At 62.2% G+C, this 24,529-nt stretch carries 20 protein-coding genes; 4 read left to right on the forward strand and 16 right to left on the reverse strand.

All coding sequences use genetic code 11. The features are described 5' to 3' along the window. From MOV63_RS23965 to MOV63_RS23975, 3 genes are all read left to right on the forward strand, one after another. Nucleotides 1-612, forward strand: a 612-nt coding sequence (locus MOV63_RS23965) for a translocation/assembly module TamB domain-containing protein (protein ID WP_247037619.1), incomplete at its 5' end; no start/stop codon positions are given. Nucleotides 613-1,018: 406 nt separating this feature from the next. Continuing rightward, entirely contained in the window at nucleotides 1,019-2,806 is a 1,788-nt protein-coding gene (locus tag MOV63_RS23970) for a PAS domain-containing methyl-accepting chemotaxis protein (RefSeq protein WP_247037628.1), read from the forward strand. Continuing rightward, a complete protein-coding gene (locus tag MOV63_RS23975; RefSeq protein WP_038546443.1) occupies nucleotides 2,806-3,285 on the forward strand; it encodes a chemotaxis protein CheW in 480 nt (159 codons plus the stop codon). The genes MOV63_RS23970 and MOV63_RS23975 overlap by 1 nt, the downstream gene beginning before the upstream one ends. Before the next feature lie 138 nt (nucleotides 3,286-3,423). Here the strand turns inward: MOV63_RS23975 and MOV63_RS23980 are convergent, their stop codons facing one another. The 14 genes from MOV63_RS23980 to MOV63_RS24045 all read right to left on the reverse strand — a co-directional run bounded on the left by MOV63_RS23980 (nucleotide 3,424) and on the right by MOV63_RS24045 (nucleotide 19,931). Further along, nucleotides 3,424-4,473 (reverse strand): aldo/keto reductase, encoded by a 1,050-nt coding sequence (locus MOV63_RS23980; protein ID WP_247037630.1) that lies wholly within the window; start codon nucleotides 4,471-4,473, stop codon nucleotides 3,424-3,426. Nucleotides 4,474-4,713: 240 nt separating this feature from the next. Then, nucleotides 4,714-6,372 carry an OFA family MFS transporter gene (locus tag MOV63_RS23985; RefSeq protein ID WP_247037638.1) on the reverse strand — a complete coding sequence of 553 codons (1,659 nt, stop codon included), beginning with the start codon at nucleotides 6,370-6,372 and terminating at the stop codon, nucleotides 4,714-4,716. Between the two features lie 75 nt (nucleotides 6,373-6,447). Then, nucleotides 6,448-6,807, reverse strand: coding sequence for a formate dehydrogenase subunit delta (locus MOV63_RS23990; RefSeq protein WP_247037651.1), 360 nt, complete (start codon nucleotides 6,805-6,807; stop codon nucleotides 6,448-6,450). Next, complete coding sequence (gene fdhD, locus MOV63_RS23995) at nucleotides 6,797-7,624, reverse strand: formate dehydrogenase accessory sulfurtransferase FdhD (protein ID WP_247037653.1); 828 nt, start codon at nucleotides 7,622-7,624, stop codon at nucleotides 6,797-6,799. Before fdhD ends, MOV63_RS23990 begins: the two co-directional genes overlap by 11 nt. Before the next feature lie 219 nt (nucleotides 7,625-7,843). Then, entirely contained in the window at nucleotides 7,844-10,723 is a 2,880-nt protein-coding gene (gene fdhF / locus MOV63_RS24000; protein ID WP_247037655.1) for a formate dehydrogenase subunit alpha, read from the reverse strand. A 249-nt stretch (nucleotides 10,724-10,972) separates the two neighbouring features. Next, nucleotides 10,973-12,529, reverse strand: coding sequence for an NADH-quinone oxidoreductase subunit NuoF (locus MOV63_RS24005; RefSeq protein ID WP_247037657.1), 1,557 nt, complete (start codon nucleotides 12,527-12,529; stop codon nucleotides 10,973-10,975). Next, nucleotides 12,526-13,005 (reverse strand): formate dehydrogenase subunit gamma, encoded by a 480-nt coding sequence (locus MOV63_RS24010; RefSeq protein ID WP_247037659.1) that lies wholly within the window; start codon nucleotides 13,003-13,005, stop codon nucleotides 12,526-12,528. Before MOV63_RS24010 ends, MOV63_RS24005 begins: the two co-directional genes overlap by 4 nt. A gap of 183 nt (nucleotides 13,006-13,188) precedes the next feature. Beyond that, nucleotides 13,189-14,082, reverse strand: a complete 894-nt coding sequence (locus MOV63_RS24015) for a LysR family transcriptional regulator (protein WP_247037661.1) — start codon at nucleotides 14,080-14,082, stop codon at nucleotides 13,189-13,191. A 154-nt stretch (nucleotides 14,083-14,236) separates the two neighbouring features. Beyond that, nucleotides 14,237-14,644 (reverse strand): F0F1 ATP synthase subunit epsilon, encoded by a 408-nt coding sequence (locus MOV63_RS24020; RefSeq protein WP_038546471.1) that lies wholly within the window; start codon nucleotides 14,642-14,644, stop codon nucleotides 14,237-14,239. A 171-nt stretch (nucleotides 14,645-14,815) separates the two neighbouring features. Then, nucleotides 14,816-16,246: a F0F1 ATP synthase subunit beta gene (atpD, locus tag MOV63_RS24025; RefSeq protein WP_038546473.1), complete on the reverse strand. Its 1,431-nt coding sequence runs from the start codon at nucleotides 16,244-16,246 to the stop codon at nucleotides 14,816-14,818. A gap of 23 nt (nucleotides 16,247-16,269) precedes the next feature. Then, nucleotides 16,270-17,148 (reverse strand): F0F1 ATP synthase subunit gamma, encoded by an 879-nt coding sequence (locus MOV63_RS24030; protein ID WP_038590766.1) that lies wholly within the window; start codon nucleotides 17,146-17,148, stop codon nucleotides 16,270-16,272. Nucleotides 17,149-17,190: 42 nt separating this feature from the next. Next, on the reverse strand, nucleotides 17,191-18,720 hold the full coding sequence (gene atpA / locus MOV63_RS24035) for a F0F1 ATP synthase subunit alpha (RefSeq protein WP_038546477.1): 1,530 nt from the start codon (nucleotides 18,718-18,720) through the stop codon (nucleotides 17,191-17,193). Then, nucleotides 18,720-19,286: a F0F1 ATP synthase subunit delta gene (locus MOV63_RS24040; RefSeq protein WP_247037663.1), complete on the reverse strand. Its 567-nt coding sequence runs from the start codon at nucleotides 19,284-19,286 to the stop codon at nucleotides 18,720-18,722. The genes atpA and MOV63_RS24040 overlap by 1 nt, the downstream gene beginning before the upstream one ends. A gap of 261 nt (nucleotides 19,287-19,547) precedes the next feature. Further along, nucleotides 19,548-19,931 (reverse strand): DUF4345 domain-containing protein, encoded by a 384-nt coding sequence (locus MOV63_RS24045; RefSeq protein ID WP_247037665.1) that lies wholly within the window; start codon nucleotides 19,929-19,931, stop codon nucleotides 19,548-19,550. Nucleotides 19,932-20,044: 113 nt separating this feature from the next. On the opposite strand from MOV63_RS24045, the gene MOV63_RS24050 reads away from it, so the two are divergent. Next, nucleotides 20,045-21,103, forward strand: coding sequence for an alginate lyase family protein (locus MOV63_RS24050; protein ID WP_247037667.1), 1,059 nt, complete (start codon nucleotides 20,045-20,047; stop codon nucleotides 21,101-21,103). 9 nt (nucleotides 21,104-21,112) lie between these two features. Here the strand turns inward: MOV63_RS24050 and MOV63_RS24055 are convergent, their stop codons facing one another. Beyond that, complete coding sequence (locus MOV63_RS24055) at nucleotides 21,113-23,335, reverse strand: primosomal protein N' (RefSeq protein WP_247037669.1); 2,223 nt, start codon at nucleotides 23,333-23,335, stop codon at nucleotides 21,113-21,115. Nucleotides 23,336-23,383: 48 nt separating this feature from the next. Then, nucleotides 23,384-24,526, reverse strand: a complete 1,143-nt coding sequence (locus tag MOV63_RS24060; protein WP_247037671.1) for an AAA family ATPase — start codon at nucleotides 24,524-24,526, stop codon at nucleotides 23,384-23,386. Nucleotides 24,527-24,529 lie beyond the last annotated feature (3 nt).

The raw sequence follows: 24,529 nt of genomic DNA on the forward strand, positions 1-24,529 counted from the left end.
GACCTGACCGTGACGGGCACGGCGGTCGCGCCGGTCGTCGCTGGCGGCTTCCAGATGCGCCGCGGCCGTATCGTCATCCTCGCCAAACGGCTGGATTTTACCGACGGCGACATCACCTTCGGCGGCGGCCTGATCCCGGTTCTCAACATGGAAGCGAACACGACCTCCGCCGCGACGACGATCACGGTAAAGGTCACCGGCGTCGCCAACGACCCGACGATCGCATTCTCCTCCTCACCCGCCCTGCCCCAGGACGAGGTTCTGGCGCGGCTGATCTTCGGCCAGTCGATGTCGCGGCTGTCACCGCTGCAGATCGCCCAGCTGGCCGACGCCGTCGCGCAACTCGCCGGCGGCGGCTCCACATCGCTGCTCGAAACGCTGCGCAACAATCTCGGTGTCGACGATCTCGATATCAACACCGATGCGACCGGCCAGACCACCGTTTCGGTCGGCCGCTACATCAACAACCGCACCTATATCCAGGTCGAACAGGGCGGCGAGGGCGGCGCCGAAGCGACGATCAACCTCGACGTCGGTCGCGGTGTGAAGCTCAAGGCCGGCGCCGGCACCGAAGGCGGCAAGGCCGGCATCTTTTATGAGCGCGAATACTAATCTCCCATATCCATTGGTTCCTGCTTGCTCGGGAGAAAAACCTGACCTCCGAGGACACCACATGGATCGGCGTACCTCCGCAAAACGCGTGCCTAGTCGCCCAGCGCCTGATATGCGGCGTAAGTTTATATTTAAAATATCGATCGAAATTACTTCGCGGAAGTCCCGAACATACATCGAAAACTGGGGCTACTGCGGCACAAATACACATCATCCGGAATTTAACAAAACACAGAACAGATACGTATTTCCCCTGACTTGAGCCGAAAAGAATTATTGACCTTCCGTTAAGTCCTCAATGCTATTTTTAGCAGAGCTCAGTGTCCCGGCGACGAGAGATTACCTCGTTAGGCGGCAGGCAAAATTGAGCGGTTCGGGACCTTACAGATGGGGGCAGGCAAGCCAGATGTCCATACTTTCACTTCCAGGTGCTGACGCGAAAGCAGTACTTGCAGCGCTCAATAAATCCCAGGCTATCATAGAGTTTGATTTGTCCGGAAAAGTCCTCACCGCCAACGAGAACTTCTGCAAGACGCTCGGCTACGCTCTTTCCGAGATCGTCGGCAAGCACCACAGCATGTTCTGCGATCCGGCCTATGTGAAGTCGCAGGCCTACAAGGATTTCTGGGCGCATCTCGGCAGCGGCAAATATGACGCGGCCGCCTACAAGCGCATCGGCAAGGGTGGTCGCGAGATCTGGATCCAGGCTTCCTACAATCCGGTGGCCTCGGGCGGCAAGCCTTACAAGGTCGTCAAATTCGCAACCGACATCACCGCCGCAAAACTCAAATCCGCCGAGGACGAAGGCAAGATCAACGCCATCTCGCGCACGCAGGCCATTATCGAGTTCACTCCCAATGGCGATGTCCTGACCGCCAACGAAAATTTCCTCGCCTGCCTCGGTTATCAACTTTCGGAAATCACCGGCAAACATCACAGCATGTTCTGCGAGCCCTCGTTCCGTGATAGCGCCGAATACCCGCAATTCTGGAAGAAGCTCGCCGGTGGCGAAGCGATTGCCGCCGAGTTCAAGCGCATCGGCAAAGGCGGCAAGGCTGCCTGGATCCAGGCGTCCTACAATCCGATCTTCGACGCCGACGGCCGGGTCTTCAAGGTGGTCAAGTTTGCGACAGATATCACCGAACGCGTCCGCGCGGTCGATGACATCGCCGATGGCCTGACGTCTCTTTCAAATGGCGACCTGACCATCCGCATCGAGAAGCCTTTCATTTCGACGCTTGAGCAGATCCGCCTCGATTTCAATGGAGCCATCACAACGCTGGCGGATGCCATGCGCACGGTCGGGGACAATGCCGAGGGGATTGCGGGCGGCTCCAGCGAGATTCGCCAGGCTTCCGACAGCCTTGCCAAGCGCACCGAGCAGCAGGCGGCGGCAGTCGAGGAGACCGCCGCGGCGCTTGAAGAAATCAGCCGTACCGTCACCGATAGCGCCAAACGCGCGGAAGAAGCAGGTACCCTTGTCTCGCATGCTAAAAAAAGCGCCGAACATTCCGGCGCCGTGGTGCGCAACGCGGTAAACGCGATGGGCCAGATCGAGACGTCGTCCCGGGAAATCTCCAATATCATCGGCGTGATCGACGAGATCGCCTTCCAGACAAACCTGCTGGCGCTCAATGCGGGTGTCGAGGCGGCGCGCGCCGGCGAAGCGGGCAAGGGCTTTGCGGTCGTTGCCCAGGAAGTCCGCGAGCTGGCTCAACGTTCCGCCAGTGCGGCCAAGGAAATCAAGACGCTGATCTCGACCTCCTCCGAACAGGTCAAGCGTGGCGTCGCGCTGGTCGGCGAAACCGGCAAGGCGCTCGACGAGATCATGTCCCAGGTGGACGAGATCAACGGCAATGTCACAGCGATCGTCGAGGCTGCCCGCGAACAGTCCACGGGCATCAAGGAGATCAGCAAGGCCGTCAACTCGATGGACCAGAACACGCAGCAGAACGCTGCCATGGTCGAGGAAACGACCGCTGCCAGCCACAGTCTGGCGCGCGAAGCCGAAACCCTGCGGGATCTCCTGGGACGGTTTAGATTTGCGCAACATTCTTCGCGTAAGATTGAAATAGCGCGACCTGATGCACGACCCGTTGCATCGCCGGCACGCAAACTCATGGCAACGGTCGCGCGGACCACAACGGGTGCCGCCGCTGCCGCTCAGGCAACGGATAGTTGGGAAGAATTCTGATGGCTACGACGATCAACTCCACAAGCTACAGCGGCGAAACGCTGGAAATCATCGCCTTCCGTCTCCATGACCAGGAATTCTGCGTCAAGACGACGACGATCCGCGAAATCCGCGGATGGGCGCCTTCGACGCCGATCCCGCACGCCCCGGCCGATGTCATCGGCGTCATGAACCTTCGCGGTTCCGTGATCCCGATCATCGACCTTGCCTACAAGCTCGGCATGAAGAGCACGGTTGCCAACGAGCGCAGCGCCATCGTCGTCGCGGAAGTCCACAACATGGTCATCGGCATGCTCGTCGACCGCGTGTCGGACATCCTGACGATCCCTTCGAGCCAGGTTCAGCCGGTTCCGGAAATCTCCGCGTCCTTCGACAAGTCCTTCTCCGAAGGCATCATCGCCAACGAGAACGGCATGATCTGCTTCCTGAACCTTGCCAAGATGTTCAAGGGCACCGAGGCCGACGATCTGGCTGCCTGATTTCTGACAGGCGAGGCAAAGCACCTGCCACGCCTGCAGCACCACCTCAAGGCCAAGGCGGTTGGCTGGAAAGACCTCTAAGCCGTCACGTGACTTTGAAGCCCGCAGCGTTTGAACCGCCGCGGGCTTTTTTCATGATTATTCCTTTGGTTCGAAGGGAGCCGGCCGGCGTCCGGCAGCCTGGCGCGCCAGCATCCAGCCCGGATATTCCGGAGCAAGCGCGCTCACCTCGTCGAGTTTTGCCACATCCTCCGCGTCGAGCTTCAGCTTCACGGCCTTCAAGTTCTCTTCGAGTTGTTCCAGCCGCTTGGCACCGATGATGACACTCGTGACGAACGGTTTCGCCAGGATATAGGCCAGCGCCACTTCCGCGACGCTCGCGCCATGCCTAGCGCCGACCTCGCGCATGGCCGCGACGCAGGCCCACGCACGATCCTTGTCGACCGGCGGAAAATCGAAGTTGGCGCGGCGGCCTTCCCCGTTGCCTGGAGCGCCCGGACCGTATTTGCCGGAGAGCAGCCCGCCGGCAAGCGGCGACCAGACCATCAGGCCGAGCTTCTCCTCCTGCATCAGCGGCACGATATCCCGCTCCAGGTCGCGGCCGGCGATCGAATAATAGGCCTGTACCGTCTCGAAACGGGCGTAACCCTTGCGCTCGGAAATGCCGAGCGCTTTCGCCATCCGCCAGGCCGCCCAGTTGGAGAGGCCGATATAGCGAACGAGGCCGCGCGATACCAGATCGTCGAGCGCCCGCAGCGTCTCGTCGATCGGCGTTACCGTGTCGGTGCCATGGATCTGGTAGAGATCGATATGGTTCATCTGCAGCCGTTCGAGGCTCTGCTCCACCGAGTCCATGATATGGCCGCGGGAGGCGCCGCGATCGTTCGGCTTGTCGCCCATCTGGCCATGGAATTTCGTGGCGATGATCACGTCCTTGCGCGGCACGCCGAGGTTCTTGATCGCCTGACCGAGAATGACCTCTGACCGGCCCTGGGAATAAACATTCGCCGTGTCGATGAAATTGACGCCGGCGGCAAGCGAGCGCTCGACGATCTTGTCGGCGGCACCCTGATCGAGACCGGCGACGGCGCTCCAGACGGCGCCCGTCTGGTTCTCACCGAAGGTCATCGTGCCGAGGCAGAGTTCGGAGACGAAAAGACCTGTATTGCCCAATTGATTGTAGCGCATGGAGAACTCCCGTGTGCACTGAAGATATGAAGAGATAAAGCAGTCACTGGAAGCCGGATCGGGCACGCGGGCGCGTGCGTTTCGCAGAGAATGCGAACTCGGGTTCCGGAAGGCAATCTAGCTTGGATTCCGCCGCCGTCAAGCGGAGCCGCCTCCGTTTTTATCCTCACATTTGCGTGCAAGGCAAAAAGAAGGGGCGGCTTCGACAAGCCGCCCCTTCGTCATTCCAATTGCCGAATGTTAGCCGAACAGCACCAGACTGCTCCGCAGCGTCACCCAGACGCCCCAGAGGAGCGGAATGCCGACCACGGCCCAGGCGATCGCCGCCTTGGCATCCAGCCCGCCGGTGCCGATGCCGAAGGAGCCGGTCGGACCGGCATTCGCGGCAGCCGTCTTTGCCTGCAGCGAAGCAACTTCGTGGTCCGACATGAACCATTTGTCGGCAAGCGGACGCACCAGCGCGTTGGCGACCAGACCCAACACCAGCATACCGGCAAGGATATACATCGTGCCGGTATAAAGCGCCGGTCCGGCGGGAACGCCAGCGGTGAGCTGCGCTTCGCGGATGTAGTTGACGACGACCGGACCGAGAATGCCGGCGGTCGCCCAGGCCGTCAGCAGCCGACCGTGGATGGCGCCGACGAACTGGGTGCCGAAGATATCCGCAAGATAGGCCGGGATCGTCGCAAAGCCGCCGCCATACATGGACAGGATGATGCCGAAGGCAAGTACGAAGAGCGCCTTGTTGCCCATGTCGGCAAGCGTCGGAGCGAGCGCATAAAGCACGATGCCGAGCACGAAGAACGTATAGTATGTGTTCTTGCGGCCGATCTTATCGGAGAGCGACGCCCAGAAGAAGCGCCCGCCGATATTGAAGAGCGATAGAAGCCCGGCAAAGCCGGCGGCAATCGTGGCGATCTGTGCCTTCTGGCTCGCATCGAGCTGCGAGAAGGTCAGGTTCGGCAGGCCGATCAGCGATCCGGCGAAGATTTCCTGCAGCATCGGCGACGCCATGCCGATAACCCCGATGCCAGCCGAAACGTTGAGGCAAAGCACCGCCCAGATCAGCCAGAACTGCTGGGTCTTGTGGGCGTCGCGCAGGTGGACGTGCCTAGCGGTGATCATCGTCGTCTTGGAGACCGGAGGCGTCCAGCCTTCCGGACGCCAGCCGGCCGGCGGGATGCGGTAACCAAAGGCGCCACCCATCATGAAGCAGAAATAGATCACCGCCATACAGATGAAGGTCTGCCAGACGCCAACCGAAGTACCGGTCTTGAAATAGTTCATCAGCAGGTTGGCAAGCGGAGCACCGATCATCGCGCCGCCTCCAAAGCCCATGATGGCCATGCCGGTCGCCATGCCGCGGCGGTCCGGGAACCATTTGATCAGCGTCGAGACCGGCGAGATGTAACCGAGACCGAGACCGACACCACCGATGACGCCGGCGCCGATCCACATCAGCCACAGCTGATGGGTCATGACGCCGATGGCCGCGACGATAATGCCGCCGCACCAGCAGCAGGCCGAGACGAAACCGGCCTTGCGCGGGCCGACCCGTTCCAGCCAGCCGCCCCAGATCGCCGCCGAGCAACCAAGCAGCACGAAGAACAGCGTGTAGATCCATCCGAGGTCCGCAACACGCCAGTTGCAGCTTGTCGTGAACAGCGCCGAGATGAGATTGAGGCTGGCGCAGGACGGGTCCTGCGTGGTACCTAGGGCGCGGGACAGCGGCAGCCAGAAGACGCTGAAGCCGTATGCCATGCCGATGCAAAGGTGAATAGCCAAAGCTGCCGGCGGCACCAGCCAGCGATTGAAGCCCGGTTTTGCGATAATACGTTCCCTATCGAGGAGCCCGACATTGCCTGTCAGGCCCTCGTTCGTCGTGTCTGCAATTGCCATTAAAAAATATCCTCCCTCTGGATGACGGCTATGCTTTATTCCTCCTCCGGCCCCTCACCTGCCGGATGGATGAATTCATGCGGCGCTCTCCGGAATGCTCGGTTCGGAAAGCGATTCTCCCTCAGCGGGCCCCTTGCCGCCCGGCGCACCCTGCCTCGCATCTTCGCCCACACCAACGCCCGATCCGACCTTCGCCTCCGGCCGGCGGATCAACGTCGAAGCCTCGACAACGAGTGGCAGCAGTCCCGCCCCGCCATTGTCGAGATGCTCGAAAAGGTGCCGGCGCATGCGCGGCTCCCAGAATTTGTTGATATGCGTCGCAACGCCCTCCGCGCGAACGCTTTCCGGCTGCGACAGAAAGAAGGTGGCGATCTGGTTGGCCATCCGGACCAGTTTGTCGAGCACCAGTTGCTCGGGGCTTTGGTCATGCGACATCGGCGACAACTCCAGTGGTTATGCGGTCGGTACGCGTGAAAATTTCGAAATCCTCGCCGCGCGTCAGCGCGATCAGCGTCATGCCCGCCTCTTCCGCGGTGCGGATGGCAAGCGCGGTGGGGGCGGAAATGGCAATCAGCACCGGGCTTCCGAGGATGGCCGTCTTCTGCACCATCTCGACGGAGATGCGGCTGGTGACGACCACGACGCCCTCAGAACCCTTGAGGCCCTTGGCGATGACCGCTCCGGCGAGCTTGTCGAGCGCATTGTGGCGACCGACATCCTCGCGGACGGCAACCAGCCCCTGGCCCGGCACCACGAAGCCGGCGCCGTGAACCGCATGGGTTTGCCGATGCAGCGGCTGCGCACTGTTGAGCGCCGCGACAGCTTCGCTCACCTCTTTCGGGCTGAGCGCCATTGTCACCGCGGAAACATCCGGCACCGGACGCATGGCCTGCTCGATCGACTCGATACCGCAAAGCCCGCAGCCGACCGGCCCAGCCATATGCCGCCGGCGGGCGCGCAGCGCATCTTCCTTATCCTCGGCGAGCGTCACCTGGACATCAAGACCGGCCCCCTCCTCGACGACAGTGATGCTCTCGATCTCGGCCATCGACGCGATGATGCCTTCCGTCAGGCTGAAGCCGACCGCGAAATCCTCGAGATCGCCAGGCGTGCCCATCATCACCGCATGGGTCGACCCGCCATAGGAAAAGGCGATCGGCACTTCTTCCGGAACCACACGCGAGCCGGCGCGGACAACACCGTTGCGACGCGCGACTTCAGGGGCTGTTGCGGTGGTGTTGAATAAGGTCATCGAACGTCGGGGCAGGAATACCCCCCTCTGCCCTGCCGGGCATCTCCCCCACAAGGGGGGAGATCGGATGTGGCGATGTCCAGCCCACTATTAACGCAATCGAGAGAGCAAACGTATTTCCAATGCTGAAGAATAACGGCGGCGCGTCTTGTCGATCTCCCCCCTTGTGGGGGAGATGCCGGCAGGCAGAGGGGGGTAAGCCAGGCACTCGCAGCCATCCTACTCAGCAGCCTCCAGTTTCCCCGCGATCCGACGAGACCGCCGCGACAGCTCGTCATAGTCGCTCTGCCACTCGGTCGGACCGTTGGAAGGCGATACCTGCACCGCCGTCACCTTGTATTCCGGGCAGTTGGTCGCCCAGTCGGAGAAGTCGGTGGTGATGACGTTTGCCTGCGTGTTCGGGTGGTGGAAAGTCATATAGACCACGCCCGGCGCGACGCGATCGGTGATCAGCGCCCGCAGCGTCGTATCGCCCGAACGGCTGGCAAGCTTGATCCAGTCGCCTTCCTTGATGCCGCGTTGTTCGGCATCGTGCGGATGGATTTCCAGCCGGTCTTCCGCATGCCAGGTGACATTTTCGGTACGCCGCGTCTGGGCTCCGACATTGTACTGGGAAAGGATGCGGCCGGTGGTGAGCAGCAGTGGGAACCGCGGGCCGGTGCGTTCGTCGGTCGCGACATATTCGGTGCGGATGAACTTGCCCTTGCCGCGCACGAAACCGTCGACATGCATGATCGGCGAGCCGACCGGGTGCGCCTCGTTGCACGGCCACTGAACCGAACCCATCTTGTCGAGATAGTCATAGGAAACCAGCGCAAAGCTCGGCGTCGATACGGCGATCTCGTCCATGATCTCGGACGGATGCGCATAGTTCCAGGCAAGCCCCATCGCTTGGGCGAGCTTCTGGGTGACCTCCCAGTCGGCATAACCGTTCTTCGGGCTCATTACCTTGCGGACGCGGTTGATGCGGCGCTCGGCATTGGTAAACGTGCCGTCCTTTTCGAGGAAGGTCGAACCCGGCAGGAAGACATGCGCGTAATTGGCGGTCTCGTTCAGGAAAAGGTCGTGGACGACGACGCATTCCATGGCGGCAAGGCCTGCCGAGACATGCTTGGTGTCCGGGTCGGACTGCAGGATGTCCTCGCCCTGGATGTAGATGCCCTTGAACGTGCCCTCGACGGCCGCATCCAGCATGTTCGGGATGCGCAGGCCCGGTTCGCTGTTGAGCGTCACGCCCCAGAGCTTTTCGAACGTGTCACGGGTCGCATCGTCCGAGATATGGCGATAGCCCGGCAGTTCGTGCGGGAACGAACCCATGTCGCAGGAGCCCTGGACATTGTTCTGGCCGCGCAACGGGTTCACGCCGACACCCGGACGGCCGATATTGCCGGTGACCATCGCAAGGTTGGCAATCGCCATGACGGTGGTCGAGCCCTGGCTGTGCTCGGTGACGCCGAGACCGTAATAGATCGCTCCGTTGCCGCCTTTGGCGTAAAGCCGGGCTGCACCGCGCACGAGATCCGCCGGCACGCCGGTATATTTCTCGGTCGCCTCCGGGCTGTGTGCATCTTCCGAAACGAAGCCGGCCCAGTCCTCGAATTCGGACCAGTCGCAACGTTCGCGGATGAATTTTTCGTCGAACAGGCCTTCGGTGACGATGACATGCGCAAGTGCGGTCAGCACGGCCACGTTGGTGCCCGGCTGCAGCGGCAGGTGATAATCGGCCTCCACATGCGGCGTGCGGACGAGATCGATGCGGCGCGGATCGATGACGATCAGTTTTGCACCCTGGCGCAAGCGCTTCTTCAAGCGCGAACCAAACACGGGATGGCCATCGGTGGGGTTGGCGCCGATGACGATGACGACATCGGTGTGCTCGACCGAGTCGAAATTCTGGGTTCCGGCCGAAGTTCCGAAGGCCTGGCCGAGACCGTAACCGGTCGGTGAGTGGCAGACGCGGGCGCAGGTATCGACATTGTTGTTGCCGAAACCGGCGCGGATCAGCTTCTGGACGAGGAAAGTCTCCTCGTTGGTGCAGCGCGACGAGGTGATACCGCCGATCGATTCACGACCGTACTGATACTGGATGCGGCGGAATTCGGAGGCAACATGTGCGAAGGCTTCATCCCAGGTCACTTCCCGCCATGGATCGGAGATATTCTCGCGGATCATCGGGTTGAGGATGCGGTCCTTGTGGGTCGCGTAGCCATAGGCAAAGCGGCCCTTGACGCAGGAATGGCCGCGGTTCGCCTGCCCGTCCTTCCATGGCACCATGCGCACAAGCTCTTCGCCGCGCATTTCCGCCTTGAAGGAGCAGCCGACGCCGCAATAGGCGCAGGTGGTCACTTCCGAATGTTCCGGCTGGCCGATCGCGATCACCGACTTTTCGGTGAGCGTTGCCGTCGGGCAGGCCTGCACGCAGGCGCCGCAGGAGACGCATTCGGAATCAAGAAAATGTTCATGCGCGCCGGGCGAGACACGGCTTTCGAACCCGCGGCCCTCGATCGTCAACGCGAACGTGCCCTGCACTTCCTCGCAGGCGCGGACGCAGCGCGAGCAGACGATGCATTTCGACGGGTCGTAGGTGAAATAAGGGTTCGACTCGTCCTTCGGCATCCACTTGGCGTTGATCGCACCGTCGTTGCGAGCCTTGACGTGATTGTCGCCCTCATAGCCGTAACGCACATCGCGAAGGCCGACCGCGCCGGCCATGTCCTGCAATTCGCAGTCACCGTTGGCGGCGCAGGTGAGACAGTCGAGCGGATGGTCGGAGATATAGAGCTCCATCACCCCCTTGCGGATGTCCTTCAGCCGGCCGGTCTGCGTGTGCACGACCATGCCCGGCATGACCGGCGTGGTGCAGGAGGCCGGCGTTCCGTTGCGGCCTTCGATCTCCACAAGACAGAGACGGCAGGACCCGAACGCATCGACCATGTCGGTGGCGCAGAGTTTCGGAACCTTGATGCCGGCCTCCATCGAAGCGCGCATGATCGAGGTGCCTTCCGGCACGGTGATGGCGCGGCCGTCGATGGTAAGGGTGACCTGGGCTTCGGAGCGTGAGGCGGGCGTGCCGTAGTCGATTTCATGAACGAGGGACATCGTGTGTCTCCTGGCTTGAAAGAATGAATGTTGGAGCAAGATCGCCCCCCTCTGGCCTGCCGGCCATCTCCCCCACAGGTGGGGAGATTACAAGCGGCATGGCCGTCGCTTCAGAAGAAGCGAAGCGGAGGATGAAACGTGGAATGGAAAGTGATGAGCGCGCGCCCAGCCGATCTCCCCACCTGTGGGGGAGATGGCCGGCAGGCCAGAGGGGGGCGACTTGCGCCGATGCAAAGATGGGAGCTTCCATCATTCCGCCGCCTCCACCATCGGCGCCGGAGAAAAATCCTCCGGAAAGTGGTTCATCGCGCTCATCACCGGATAGGGCGTGAACCCGCCGAGCGCGCAGAGCGAGCCAAACTTCATCGTGTTGCAGAGGTCGGCGAGCAGCGCCTTGTTCTTCTCCGGCTCGATCCCTTGCGCAATCTTGTCAGCCGTCTCGACGCCGCGGGTCGAACCGATACGGCAGGGCGTGCACTTGCCGCAGCTTTCGACGGCGCAGAATTCCATCGCGAACCGCGCCTGTTTCAGCATGTCGGCTGAATCGTCGAACACGGTGATGCCGGCATGGCCGATCAGACCGTCCCGGGCCGCGAAGGCCTCGTAGTCGAACGGCGTATCGAAGAGTGCGCGCGGGAAATAGGCGCCGAGCGGCCCGCCCACCTGCACCGCCTTGATAGGCCGCCCGGTCGCCGTGCCGCCGCCGATATGATCGACGATCTCGCCGAGCGACAGGCCGAAGGCAGTTTCGTACAGGCCGCCGCATTTGACATTGCCAGCGATCTGGATCGGGATCGTGCCGCGCGAACGGCCCATGCCGAAATCGCGATAGAAGGCGGCACCGCGATCCATGATGACCGGCACGGATGCAAGCGAGATGACGTTGTTGACCACCGTCGGACGGCCGAGAAAACCCTGCAGCGCCGGCAGCGGCGGCTTGGCGCGCACGATGCCGCGCTTGCCTTCCAGCGAATTCAGCAGCGAGGTCTCCTCGCCGCAGACATAGGCGCCGGCGCCGGAGCGGACCTCCATGTCAAAGGCATGCACTGAACCCATCACCGATGGCCCGAGGATGCCGGCGGCCCGGGCGATCTCCACGGCTTGGCGCATCGTCGCGATGGCATGGGGATATTCCGAGCGGGTATAGACATAACCCTTGGTGGCGCCCGTCGCGATGCCGGCGATAATCATGCCTTCGATCAGCACGAAGGGATCGCCTTCCATGATCATCCGGTCCGCAAACGTGGCGCTGTCGCCCTCATCCGCATTGCAGACGATGTATTTTTGGCTGGCCGCCGCATCCATCACCGTCTTCCATTTGATCCCGGTCGGGAAGCCGGCGCCGCCGCGGCCGCGAAGGCCGCTATCGGTGACCTGGGCGACGATCTCGGCCCGGGTCATGGCGATCGCATTCTCAAGACCCTTCAGACCCTGATAGTGGCGATAGTCGTCGAGCGACAGCGGATCGGTGACGCCGCAACGGGAGAAGGTCAGCCGCGTCTGCTGGCGCAGGAATGGAATGTCCTCGGTCGGCCCGAGGTGCAAAGCATGCTGTCCACCCTCCAGAAAACCCGAATCGAACAGTCCCTTGACGTCGCCGGCCTTGACCGGCCCATAGGCGATACGCCCGTGTTCGGTACTCACCTCGATCAATGGCTCCAGCCAGAACATGCCACGCGAGCCGTTGCGCACGACTTTCGCATCGAGGCCGCGGGCTGCGATTTCGGCGATTATCGCGTTCGCCACCTTTTCGGCACCAAGTGCGAGCGCTGCGGCATCGCGCGGAACAAAAATCGTCACCGTCATCGGTTTAACCCCGCAACGATTTCGCTAAGACAGAGTTCGTCGACGCGGCCAAAAACTTCGCCATCGAGCATCGCGGCCGGCGCACAGGCGCAGAGCCCGAGACAGTAGACCGGTTCCAGCGTCACCGCGCCATCGAGCGTCGTCTGGTGGAAGTCGATCCCGAGAAGCTGCCGGGCGTGGTCCGCAATGCGGTCGCTGCCCATCGACTGGCAGGCTTCGGCGCGACAGAGCTTTAGCACATGCCGTCCGGCCGGATGGTCGCGGAATTCGTGGTAGAAAGTCACGACCCCATGCACTTCGGCGCGCGACAGGTTGAGTTCGCTGGCAATGACCGGCTTCACCTCTTCCGGCACATAACCGAACTCCGCCTGGATCGCATGCAGGATCGGCAGCATCGGGCCTTCCAGATGCTTCAGATCCCTGATGATCTGAAGCGACCGCTCGGTGAACTCACCAGCGGAAATACGCATATTCATATGTCATAGCCTCCCGGCTGACCCGTTTCCGGCCCCGTGGCGTCGGCGCCACCATGCCCGTATGCGGATCAGAAAGCTGACGAAGTTGTCCGACAATCGTACTTCGCCTACTGGGAATGGAATGTCGCAACCGGGGCCGCAACCGTCAATAAAGGAGATCGGTTACGCGATAGAAAAAAGCTATCAAGCCATGGCGGCAGGAGTAAGGCTCCGCGCCTCGTGAAGCAGGGCAGAGACCAGCGGCGTGAAGGGCTCGCGGTGGGTCGCGACCAGCCCGACGATGTGGCTGGCTTCCGGCTCCACAAGGGGGATCGTACGGATCTGCTTGGCAAATCCGAAGGATCGCGCCACGTTGCGCGGCATGATGCTCGCCCAGCGCCCGGTGCCCACATGCGAAAGCAGCACCACCATCGAGTTCGATTCGAGCATTGGCTTCACCGTCACGCCGGCTTGCGCGAGGTGCTGATTGATGATCCGGCGGTTCTGCATGTCGGGCGTCAATAGACAGAGCCTAAGATCGGCCATTTCCTTCCAGGTGACGCTTTCCCGGTCCGCATAAGGCGCACCCTCAGCCGTCACCAGATTATAGCGCTCCGCATAGAGCGGTACACTCGTCACCCGCCCCAATGGCTCGTTGTCGAGATAGGTGATACCCGCGTCGATTTCGAAATTGTCGAGTTGGGAAAGCACCTGCAGGGAATTGCGCGAGACAACGGAAAAGGTGACATCCGGATGCTTTGCCTGGAACGGTTCGGTCAGCCTCGGGATCATCGCCAGGGCAGTCGGGATCGATGCAAGCCGAATGTGACCGGCAAGACCCTTACGGGCGGCCCGCATTTCCTCGCGCATGGTGCGCGCATCGCCGACGATCCGTTTTGCCCATTCCAGCACCCGCTGGCCTTCCGGCGTCAGGCCCTGATAACGGGAACCCCGCACAACGAGCTGTACCCCGAGCTGTTCTTCGAGCTGGCGGATGGCCGCCGAAAGCGACGGCTGTGAGATGCCGCATTCCTCCGCCGCCCGGCCGAAGTGCCCTTCCCGTGCCAGGGCAATGAAGAATTCCAGCTTGTCGATCATCGCGTTCCTCCACTGGCAAGGGCTAACAAGATGGCGCGGCACATACAAGCAGTCATCCGGTCACGACGATAGCCGCCAGAGGAACCCGACCATCGCCCAAAGAAAAAGGCGGCCTTTCGGACCGCCTTGCTCTTTCGCAGAGAATTTTGACGTATCAGGCCGGATTGACGACGCCGTTCAGGTGCGTCAGTTCCGCCAGGAACTGTTCGAGCTTGGTCTTGTGCTCGTCGCTCTGCGCGTGATTGATCTCGGCCTGCGTCGTCTCGATCCGCTTCTGCAGCGTCGCATGCGTCAGCTCGCTCGCCGGAACCGCGGATTCGGCAAGCAGCGTGCAGCCGGTCGGCAGAATGTCGGCGAAGCCACCGAAAACGACGTATTTGTTGACCTGGCCGGAAGCAAGCTTCACCGAAACCACACCCGGCTTGATCGTCGTCATCGTCGGCGCGTGATTGGCAAGCACCGTCATTTCGCCAAGCGTCGCCGGGATCACCACTTCGGTGACCTTTTCCGAGACGAGCAGGCGCTCGGGCGAAACCAGTTCAAAGTTGAAAGCCTCGGCCATGAAGGTCCACTTCCTCAAAGCAATTCCAGCAAAAGTGCGAAGCGGTTTTGCGTCCGGGATTGCGAAAAACTAAATCACCAGGGCATCGAGGCAATTCCTTGCCGAGAAGCCCGCGTGTTTTATGCGGGAAAGGCGCGCCGGAGATAGTCCTGCGCGCCATCTCGTTTAGGATCAGGCGGCTTCAGCCAGCTTCTTGGCCTTTTCGACGGCTTCTTCGATCGAGCCGACCATGTAGAAGGCGGCTTCCGGAAGATGGTCGTAATCGCCGTTGACGAGGCCCTTGAAGCCCTTGATCGTGTCTTCGAGCGCGACAAGCTTGCCCGGCGAACCGGTGAAGACTTCGGCGACGAAGAACGGCTGGGACAGGAAGCGCTCGATCTTGCGGGCGCGCTGGACGGTCATCTTGTCGTCTTCGGACAGTTCGTCCATGCCGAGGATGGCGATGATGTCCTGGAGAGCCTTGTAGCGCTGCAGGGTCGACTGGACCTTGCGGGCGATGTCATAGTGCTCTTCGCCGACGACCAGCGGGTCGAGCATACGCGAGGTGGAGTCGAGCGGGTCGACGGCCGGGTAGATGCCCTTTTCGGCGATCGAACGCGACAGAACCGTCGTTGCGTCCAGGTGGGCGAACGAGGTTGCCGGTGCCGGGTCGGTCAAGTCGTCGGCGGGAACGTAGATCGCCTGAACCGAGGTGATCGAGCCCTTGGTCGTGGTGGTGATGCGTTCCTGCATCTGGCCCATGTCGGTGGCCAGCGTCGGCTGATAACCCACGGCCGAAGGAATACGGCCGAGCAGAGCCGACACTTCCGAACCTGCCTGGGTGAAGCGGAAGATGTTGTCGACGAAGAACAGAACGTCCTGGCCCTTGTCGCGGAAGTCTTCAGCGATGGTGAGACCCGTCAGAGCGACGCGAGCGCGGGCGCCTGGCGGTTCGTTCATCTGGCCGTAAACAAGCGCTGCCTTGGAGCCTTCGCCGCCGCCATGCTTGTTGACGCCCGATTCGATCATTTCGTGGTAAAGGTCGTTGCCTTCGCGGGTACGCTCACCGACGCCTGCGAACACGGAGTAACCGCCGTGTGCCTTCGCGACGTTGTTGATGAGTTCCATGATGAGAACCGTCTTGCCGACGCCTGCACCGCCGAAGAGGCCGATCTTGCCGCCTTTTGCGTAAGGCGCGAGAAGGTCGACGACCTTGATACCCGTAACCAGGATCTGGCCTTCCGTCGACTGCTCGACATAAGCCGGTGCTTCCTGGTGGATGGCGCGCTTGCCGGAAGTGACCAGCGGACCGGCTTCGTCGACCGGCTCACCGATGACGTTCATGATGCGGCCGAGCGTTTCCGGACCGACCGGAACGGTGATCGGAGCGCCGGTATCCGTGACGTGCTGACCACGAACCAGACCTTCGGTCGAGTCCATTGCGATGGTGCGGACGGCGCTTTCGCCGAGGTGCTGCGCGACTTCGAGAACGAGGCGATTGCCGTTGTTGTCGGTTTCAAGCGCGTTCAGGATCGCCGGCAGTTCGCCGTCGAAAGTGACGTCGACGACAGCGCCGATAACCTGGGTCACCTTGCCGAGGGACGTGCCCGTTGCGGTAGCCATGATTCTTACCCTCTTTCTTTACCTCAGAGCGCTTCCGCGCCCGAAATGATTTCGATAAGTTCCTTGGTGATCTGTGCCTGGCGCTGACGGTTGTAGGAAAGCGTCAGCTTGTTGATCATGTCACCGGCATTGCGCGTCGCGTTGTCCATTGCGGACATCTGCGCGCCATAGAAGGAAGCGTTGTTTTCGAGCAGAGCCCGGAAGATCTGGACCGCGACGTTCTTCGGCAGCAGGTCTTCGAGGATTTCCTCCTCGCTCGGCTCGTATTCGTAGAGCGCCGAGGAGGCATCCGCAGCCTGCGTCGCATCGAACTTGGCCGGGATGATCTGCGAGGCGGTCGCCACCTGCGAGATCACCGACTGGAAGCGCGCATAGAACAGCGTCGCGATGTCGAATTCGCCGGCATTGTAGAGCGCGAGCACCTTGTGTGCCACCTCGTCGGCCTGGGCGAAACCGAGCTGCTTGATTTCGCGGAACGTCACGTAGTCGACGATGTTGTCCTTGAAGGTGCGGCGCAGGATGTCGTTGCCCTTGCGGCCGACGGTGATGATCTTCACCGTCTTGCCCTGGGCAAGCAGCTTCAGCGCGTGGTCGCGTGCGAGGCGGATGATCGAGGAGTTGAAGCCCCCGGCCAGACCGCGTTCGCCGGTCGCAACGATCAGCAGATGAACCTGGTCCTTGCCGGTGCCCGAAAGCAGCAGCGGCGCTTCCGCATTGCCGGCATTGGCGGCCGAAAGGCCGGCCAGCACCTTGGTCATGCGTTCCGCGTAAGGACGGGCGGCCTCGGCCGCCTCCTGGGCACGGCGCAGCTTCGCCGCGGCAACCATTTTCATCGCCTTGGTGATCTTCTGCGTCGCCTTGACGGAGGCGATCCGGTTTTTCAGATCCTTAAGTGAAGGCATCCGTTATCGGTCCCCTGGGGGTTAGGTGGGCTTGATCCGTTCTCAGGCGAACGACTTGGCGTAGCTGTCGAGAGCGGCCTTCAGCTTCGCACGCGTGTCGTCGGAAAGCTGCTTCTCGGTGCGGATCGCGTCGAGGATAGCCTTGCCTTCGGAACGCAGGTACGAGAGGAAGCCCTGCTCGAACTTGCCGACCTGGGCGACCGCGATCTTGTCGAGGTAGCCGTTGACGCCGGCAAAGATCACTGCGACCTGCTCTTCCGTCTTCAGCGGCGCGAACTGCGGCTGCTTCAGGAGTTCCGTCAGGCGTGCACCGCGGTTCAGCAGGCGCTGCGTCGAGGCGTCGAGGTCGGAGCCGAACTGGGCGAAGGCGGCCATTTCACGATACTGGGCGAGTTCGCCCTTGATCGAGCCGGCAACCTGCTTCATCGCCTTGATCTGCGCGGCGGAACCGACGCGGGAAACCGACAGGCCGACGTTAACGGCCGGACGGATACCCTGGTAGAACAGGTCGGTTTCAAGGAAGATCTGGCCGTCGGTGATCGAGATCACGTTGGTCGGAATGAAGGCCGAAACGTCGTTACCCTGGGTTTCGATGACCGGCAGAGCCGTCAGCGAACCATTGCCACGCTCGTCGGAGAGCTTTGCAGCGCGCTCCAGAAGACGGGAATGCAGGTAGAAGACGTCGCCCGGATAAGCTTCGCGGCCCGGCGGGCGGCGCAGCAGCAGCGACATCTGACGATAGGCGACGGCCTGCTTGGAAAGGTCGTCGTAACCGATCAGGGCATGCTGGCCGTTGTCACGGAAGTATTCGCCCATGGCGCAGCCGGCGAACGGTGCCAAGTACTGCATCGGAGCCGGATCGGAAGCAGTCGCGGCAACGATGATCGAGTACTGCAGAGCGCCACGCTCTTCGAGAACCTTCACGAACTGGGCAACCGTCGAGCGCTTCTGACCGATAGCGACGTAGACGCAGAACAGCTTTTCCGAGTCCGGGCCGTTGTCGTGAATGGCCTTCTGGTTGAGGATCGTGTCGAGAATGATAGCGGTCTTGCCGGTCTGGCGGTCACCAATGACCAACTCGCGCTGGCCGCGACCGACCGGGATGAGCGCGTCGATGGCCTTGAGGCCGGTCGACATCGGCTCATGAACCGATTTGCGCGGGATAATGCCCGGAGCCTTGACGTCGACGCGCGAACGGCGGGTCGCGTTGAGCGGGCCCTTGCCGTCGATCGGGTTGCCAAGCGCGTCAACGACGCGGCCGAGCAGTTCCGGACCAACCGGAACGTCGACGATGGCGCCGGTCCGCTTGACGATGTCGCCTTCCTTGATCGCGCGGTCGGAACCGAAGATGACGACGCCGACATTGTCGGCTTCGAGGTTCAGCGCCATACCACGGATGCCGCCCGGGAATTCGACCATTTCGCCAGCCTGGACATTGTCCAGACCGTAGACGCGGGCAATGCCGTCACCGACGGACAGAACCTGTCCGACTTCGGAAACTTCAGCCTCCTGGCCAAAGTTCTTGATCTGGTCTTTCAGAATTGCGGAAATTTCCGCGGCGCGGATATCCATCAGCCAACCTCTTTCAGTGCAAGCTTAAGGGTGGAAAGTTTGGTGCGAAGGGAAGTGTCGATCTGACGAGAACCGACCTTGACGATCAGACCGCCGAGGATCGACGGGTCGATGGTCACGGCGATTGCCACGTCCTTGCCGGTTACGCCCTTCAGCGCCGACTTGAGTTCGTTTTCCTGCGCCTGGGAAAGCGCGTGCGCCGAGGTGACCTCGGCAGTGATTTCACCGCGATGCTCTGCGGCGATCTGACGGAAGGCGCGGATCATGCCTGGCATCGCGAAAAGACGACGATTGCCGGCGACCACCTTCAGGAAATTGGCAACGAGACCGGAAATGCCAGCCTTCTCGGCTACGGCGATCACGGCCTTCTGCTGGTCCTCGGCGGAAAATACCGGGCTTGCGACCAGGCGTCGCAGGTCTTCACTCTCATCCAGCAGCGCCTGAAAACGATCAAGATCGGCACCGACCTTGTCGATCGAACCAGCCTCGAGAGACAGTTCGAAAAGCGAGGAAGCATAACGCTCCGCTACACCGGAAATAAGCTGGGACGTGTCAGCCACGGGCACAGTTTCCCTGTATTGCCATCCAAGCGCCAGACCCTATGGGAGAGGTGAAGCAAGAGCTTGAAATCGTTTGATTTTTTCTCAGAACCTGCAGAGCTTGCGCCCTACCCTTTCCGACTTTCGCGGTCCGTCTAGCATAGGCTGTAAGGACTCGCAACACGCCTGATAACGGAAAAAGCCGGACACGCAAGGGCTGAGAGCGATTTTATACCGGAAGCGGAAGGATTTTCGGCAGGCAACCGCCTGCAATCTTCGAATTATGCGTCAGATATAGCCGAAGACATAGGCGAGCGGCCCGCCGGCAAGCACAACCTGAAGTAGGGAAAATGCTGCGTTTCTGAGGGTGAAGCCTCGATCCAGGGCACACGACAGCAATCGTCCCACAGCAGCAAATCCGAGCGCGATACCGAGTGTCATGTAGATCCAGTCCTGGGCGAGCATGATCGCCGCAACACCGAAGCCCAGATGATGGGCGCCGGTGGATCGGACCGCGGCATAACCTTCCGGCCGAACCTCGCCGATCTGGAACGCCGTCAGGCGCAGAACGAAAGCGGGAAACAAGAAAACGAGAAGACCGAGCGCAGCGGTTACCGCCGCACAGACAAAGGCGACCCGTTCGCCGAATTCCGTGGGAAAATAGAGTTCCATCCGGCCCTCGTTTCATTCGATTCGTTCGATTATAACCATTTGGGTAAACAAGTCGAAAAACGGCGAATTCTCGGGCCGGTTAGACGATGCGGCAGCCGATCAGGAGAAACGGAATGACGACGACGACAAGAATTTTCCGGCTCTCGGCCCTGACTGTCGCGATCGCGGTCTCACGCCTCTCGCCTGCCCTCGCCGACCAGATGGTAAAAAGCCCCTGGGACAATCCGCCCACAGCGGCGGCGGCCACAACCCCGGAGAAATGCGGGCCGGCGCCGAACCTCCCGGCCGGCCTTGAGACGGCAGACTACTATAGCGACAAGGCCCACTCGGTCATCGATCCCGCCCGCAAGCAGGCCTATGACGACGCGGTGAAGCCCCTGCAGGCCGCCGCACGGAAGATCGAGGCGATGGCCGACCGGTATCGCACGACGGGTGATGCATCCTCCGCCGTCTGCGCCGCATCCTGGCTTTCGACGCTCGCCCGTTCCGGAGTTCTCTCCGGTCCGATGTCCAGCAACCAGGCTGTTTACGTGCAGGGCTGGATGCTGGGTGCGTTTTCGGTGGCCTGGCTTAAAGTCCGCTCCGCGCGTGGGGTGCCGGCTTCCGCGACCGACGCCGTTCCGCACTGGCTGGCGAGGATCGCCGAGCGGAACATGACCTATTACGATGATCGCGATAACAAGATGGATGGCCGCAACAACCATCGTTACTGGAGCGGTTTTGCGGCCATGGCTGCCGGCATTGCCGCAAGCCGCGAGGACCTGACCGATTGGGGCATGGAGAGTTTCCGTGTCGGCATCGCCCAGATCCGCCCGGACGGCACGCTGCCGCTCGAAATGGACCGCCGCGCCCGCGCCCTCCACTACCATCTCTTCGCCGCGGCCCCGCTCGTCACCATTGCCGAGCTCGCCGCGGCCAACGGCAAGGATCTCTATGCCGAGCGCAACGCGGCGCTGGGCCGACTGGTGAAAACCGCCGCCGCCAGCATCGACAACCCCCAGGCATTCGATACAAAAGCCGGCGTGAAGCAGGAGGAGATCAAGCTCCATGCCGACGACATCGCCTGGGCGCAACCCTTCGAAAAACGTTTTCCCGATCCGGCCCTGCATGCCCTGCTCGACAAGCTGCCGAACCGCAGCATCCTCTATCTCGGCGGCCTGCCGCCGGGCTGAGCCATTCCGCTAAAGGAAGCTCTGCGGATCGATATCGAGCTGGATCTGCACCGAGCCGCGCTGTTTCGGGCCGTTTTCCAGCATAGCCCGCAGAAACGCCTGCATGTCGGAATTGCGCCGTCCATGCACCAAAAGCCGGAAGCGGTGCCGGCCGCGCACCAGCGCCAGCGGCGCTTCCGCCGGACCGAGCACCGAAATGCCGGTGACTTTTGGCGCGGCGGCTCTCAGGCCCCGCGCATGGGCTTCAGCATCCGCCCGGGTATCGGCGGAGACGATCAGCGAGGCAAGCCGGCCGAACGGCGGCAGGATCGCCTTCTCGCGCTCGGCGATCTCCCGCTCGTAGAAAGCGCCGGCATCTCCCGAGACGATTGCCTGCATCACCGGATGCTGCGGCTGGAAGGTCTGCAGCAGGCCATGGCTCTTGAGGCCGGTTCGCCCGGCGCGGCCGGTCACCTGGCTCAGAAGCTGGAAAGTGCGCTCGGCGGCGCGCGGATCGCCATTCGAAAGCCCGAGATCGGAATCGACGATGCCGACCAGCGTCATCAGTGGAAAATTGTGGCCCTTGGCGACCAGCTGGGTGCCGATGACGATATCCGCCTCGCCCTTGGCAATCGCCTCCAGCTCCAGCCGCATGCGCTTGACGCCGCCGAGCAGGTCCGACGACATGACGATCGTCCGCGCTTCCGGAAAATGCTTTTCGACTTCCTCGGCAATCCGCTCGACGCCCGGGCCGCAGGCGACGAGGTGGTCGAACGTCCCGCATTCGGGACACGCTTCCGGCGTGCGCTCCGAATAACCGCATTGATGGCACTGGATCTGTCTCTTGAACCGGTGCTCCACCAGCCAGCTCGAACATTGCGGGCATTGGAACCGGTGGCCGCAGACGCGGCAGAGGGTCAGCGGCGCATAACCACGGCGATTGAGGAACAACAGCGACTGCTCGTTCCGCTCCAGAGTTTTCTTCATGGCCCGCAAAAGCACCGGCGACAGGAAGCCGCCGCGCTCCGGCGGGTGGCGCCGCATGTCGATCAGATGCAGGTCCGGCATCGCCGCATCGCCGAAACGGGTCGGCAGGTGCACCGTGTTGTAGCGGCCGGCCAAGCCGTTGACCTGGCTCTCCACCGAAGGCGTCGCGGAAACCAGCACGATCGGAAAATCGCCGATCCGGGCTCGCACCACCGCCATGTCGCGCGCGTTGTAGAAGACCCGATCCTCCTGCTTGTAGGCAGGGTCGTGCTCCTCGTCGACGATGATCAGGCCGAGATCCTCGAACGGCAGGAACAGCGCCGAACGCGCGCCGGCCACCACCTTCACCTCGCCGGTCACCACGCCGCGCCAGACCTTTTCGCGCATGCGGGGGGCAAGGTCCGAATGCCATTCGCCTGGCTTGGCGCCAAACCGCTCCTGAAAGCGCTCGAGGAAGCTCGAGGTCAACGCGATTTCCGGCAGCAGAATCAGCACCTGCTTTCCGCGCCGCAGCGTTTCGGCGATCGCCTCGAAATAGACCTCCGTCTTGCCCGAACCGGTCACGCCATCGATCAGCGAGGCGGAGAACCCGCCGGCCCGGATTGAGTCGAGGATATCCACGGACGCCTGTTTCTGCGGCCCCTCGATGCGCGGAGTAATATAATCCGGATCGGGTAGCGCGACGACCGGCGGCGGGGGCAGGAAGACAGTCTCGAATATGCCCTGGGCCGTTAGCCCGTCGACAACGCTCATCGAGACGCCGGCGGCATGCGCCAGCCCACTGCGCGTCCACGGAATTTCCTCCTCGCCCGCGAGATCGAGCACCCGGGCACGCGCCGGTGTCAACCGCTCCGGCTGGCCGCCGAGATAGCGAAGACCTTCGACCATCGGCTCCGGATCGAGCGCCGCCGGCGCGCGGACCGCCATGCGCGCCACGAGGCCCGGCGGCGACAGCGTATAGCTCGCCACCCAGTCGACGAAGTCGCGCATTTCCTTGGAGAGCGGCGGGCAATCGAAGACCAGCGTGATCGGCCTCAGCTTCTTCGGGTCGAGCCTGTCGTCGTTGTCCCCGTCCCAGACGACGCCGATCAGCTGCCGCGGGCCAACCGGCACCTGCACGACCGAACCGGGCTCCACATGCACGCCCTCCGGCACGGCATAGCTATAGGCGCCTGGCACCGGCAGCGGCACCAGGACCGGCACCACCCTTGCCAATGACGGCGCTTCGAACAGTGAACCGAAGAGATCGGACGAATCTATGCCCATGGGCGGGACCATGCCCAAATGCGGAACAAAAGTGAACCCTAAACAGGACTACTCATCGTCCTCGTCGTCATCGATGACGCCGGTCAGCCGCATGCCCTGGATCCAGGTCGCACCATCCTTTCGTATCACCCGCCGCGGCCGCGTGCCGCAACGTTCCTCGACGGCGGAAGCAAGCGGCTCCGAATGGGTAACGATCCAGATCTGGCTGTGGCGAGCGGCCTGGGCGATCATGTCCGCCAGCGGCGGCAGCATGTCCGGATGCAGGCTCGCCTCCGGCTCGTTGAGCGCGATCAGCGGCGGCTGGCGATAGGACATCAACGCCGCCGCAAGCCCGAGGAAACGGATCTGCCCATCGGAAAGCTCACGCGGCTGAAACACCCGTTTGGGAAAATCCGGGAAGATCAGGCCGAATTCCGCATATTCGCCGGGCTCAGGCACATGCAGTTTCGCCCCGCCAAGAGCCGCGGCAACGGCGCGGTCGAGCTCCACCGTGTCGCCGCGGGTGTGGACGAGCGTCGCGAACACCGCCGCCATGTTCCCGCCGTCCTGATCCAGCAGCGGCGAGGTAACGGCCAGGCAGGGCTGCCGCAGGGTGGAATCCCGATCCGTTCGAAAACCATGGAAGAACCGCCAGCCATCGATCAATCGCCGAAAAGCGCCGGCTTCCGGATAGTGGCCGGCATCGCCGAGCAGCGCGATTGCCGTTTCCGAGGTCATCGCCTTTTCGGGATACTCCTCCATGCGACCGCTTGTCCCGCGCACCATGATCCCCGGCCCGGTACGTTTCATCATCGTCACGGGCCGCGAACCGGTTTCAACGACAAGCTCCTCTTCCTTCACCTGCGGCTCGAAGGCAAAGCCCGCCGCATCGATAGGCGGACGAAGCCCCGCCTCGACCCGGTAGCGGAACGTCACCGCCCGCTCTTCATCAAGAACCTCGACCTCGAGCTTGATGCGGAAATTCTTCTCCTGCCGGCGCTGACCGGACCAGAGCGCCGAGGCCATGCCGCCTTCGGCTGCGATCTCATAGGCAAGATTGCCGCGAACGGCCGCCTGCACCAGCTGCAGGGCACGGTAGAGATTGGATTTTCCGACCCCATTCTCACCGATGAACAGGTTCACGCCGGTCAGATCCATGCGGATCGAGCGCAGCGAGCGGTAGTTGGCGGCAAACATCGAGCGAAGCAGCATGCT

Origin of the sequence: Neorhizobium sp. SHOUNA12A (assembly GCF_023006505.1) — a bacterium.
In the GTDB taxonomy this organism is placed as follows: Bacteria; Pseudomonadota; Alphaproteobacteria; order Rhizobiales; family Rhizobiaceae; genus Neorhizobium.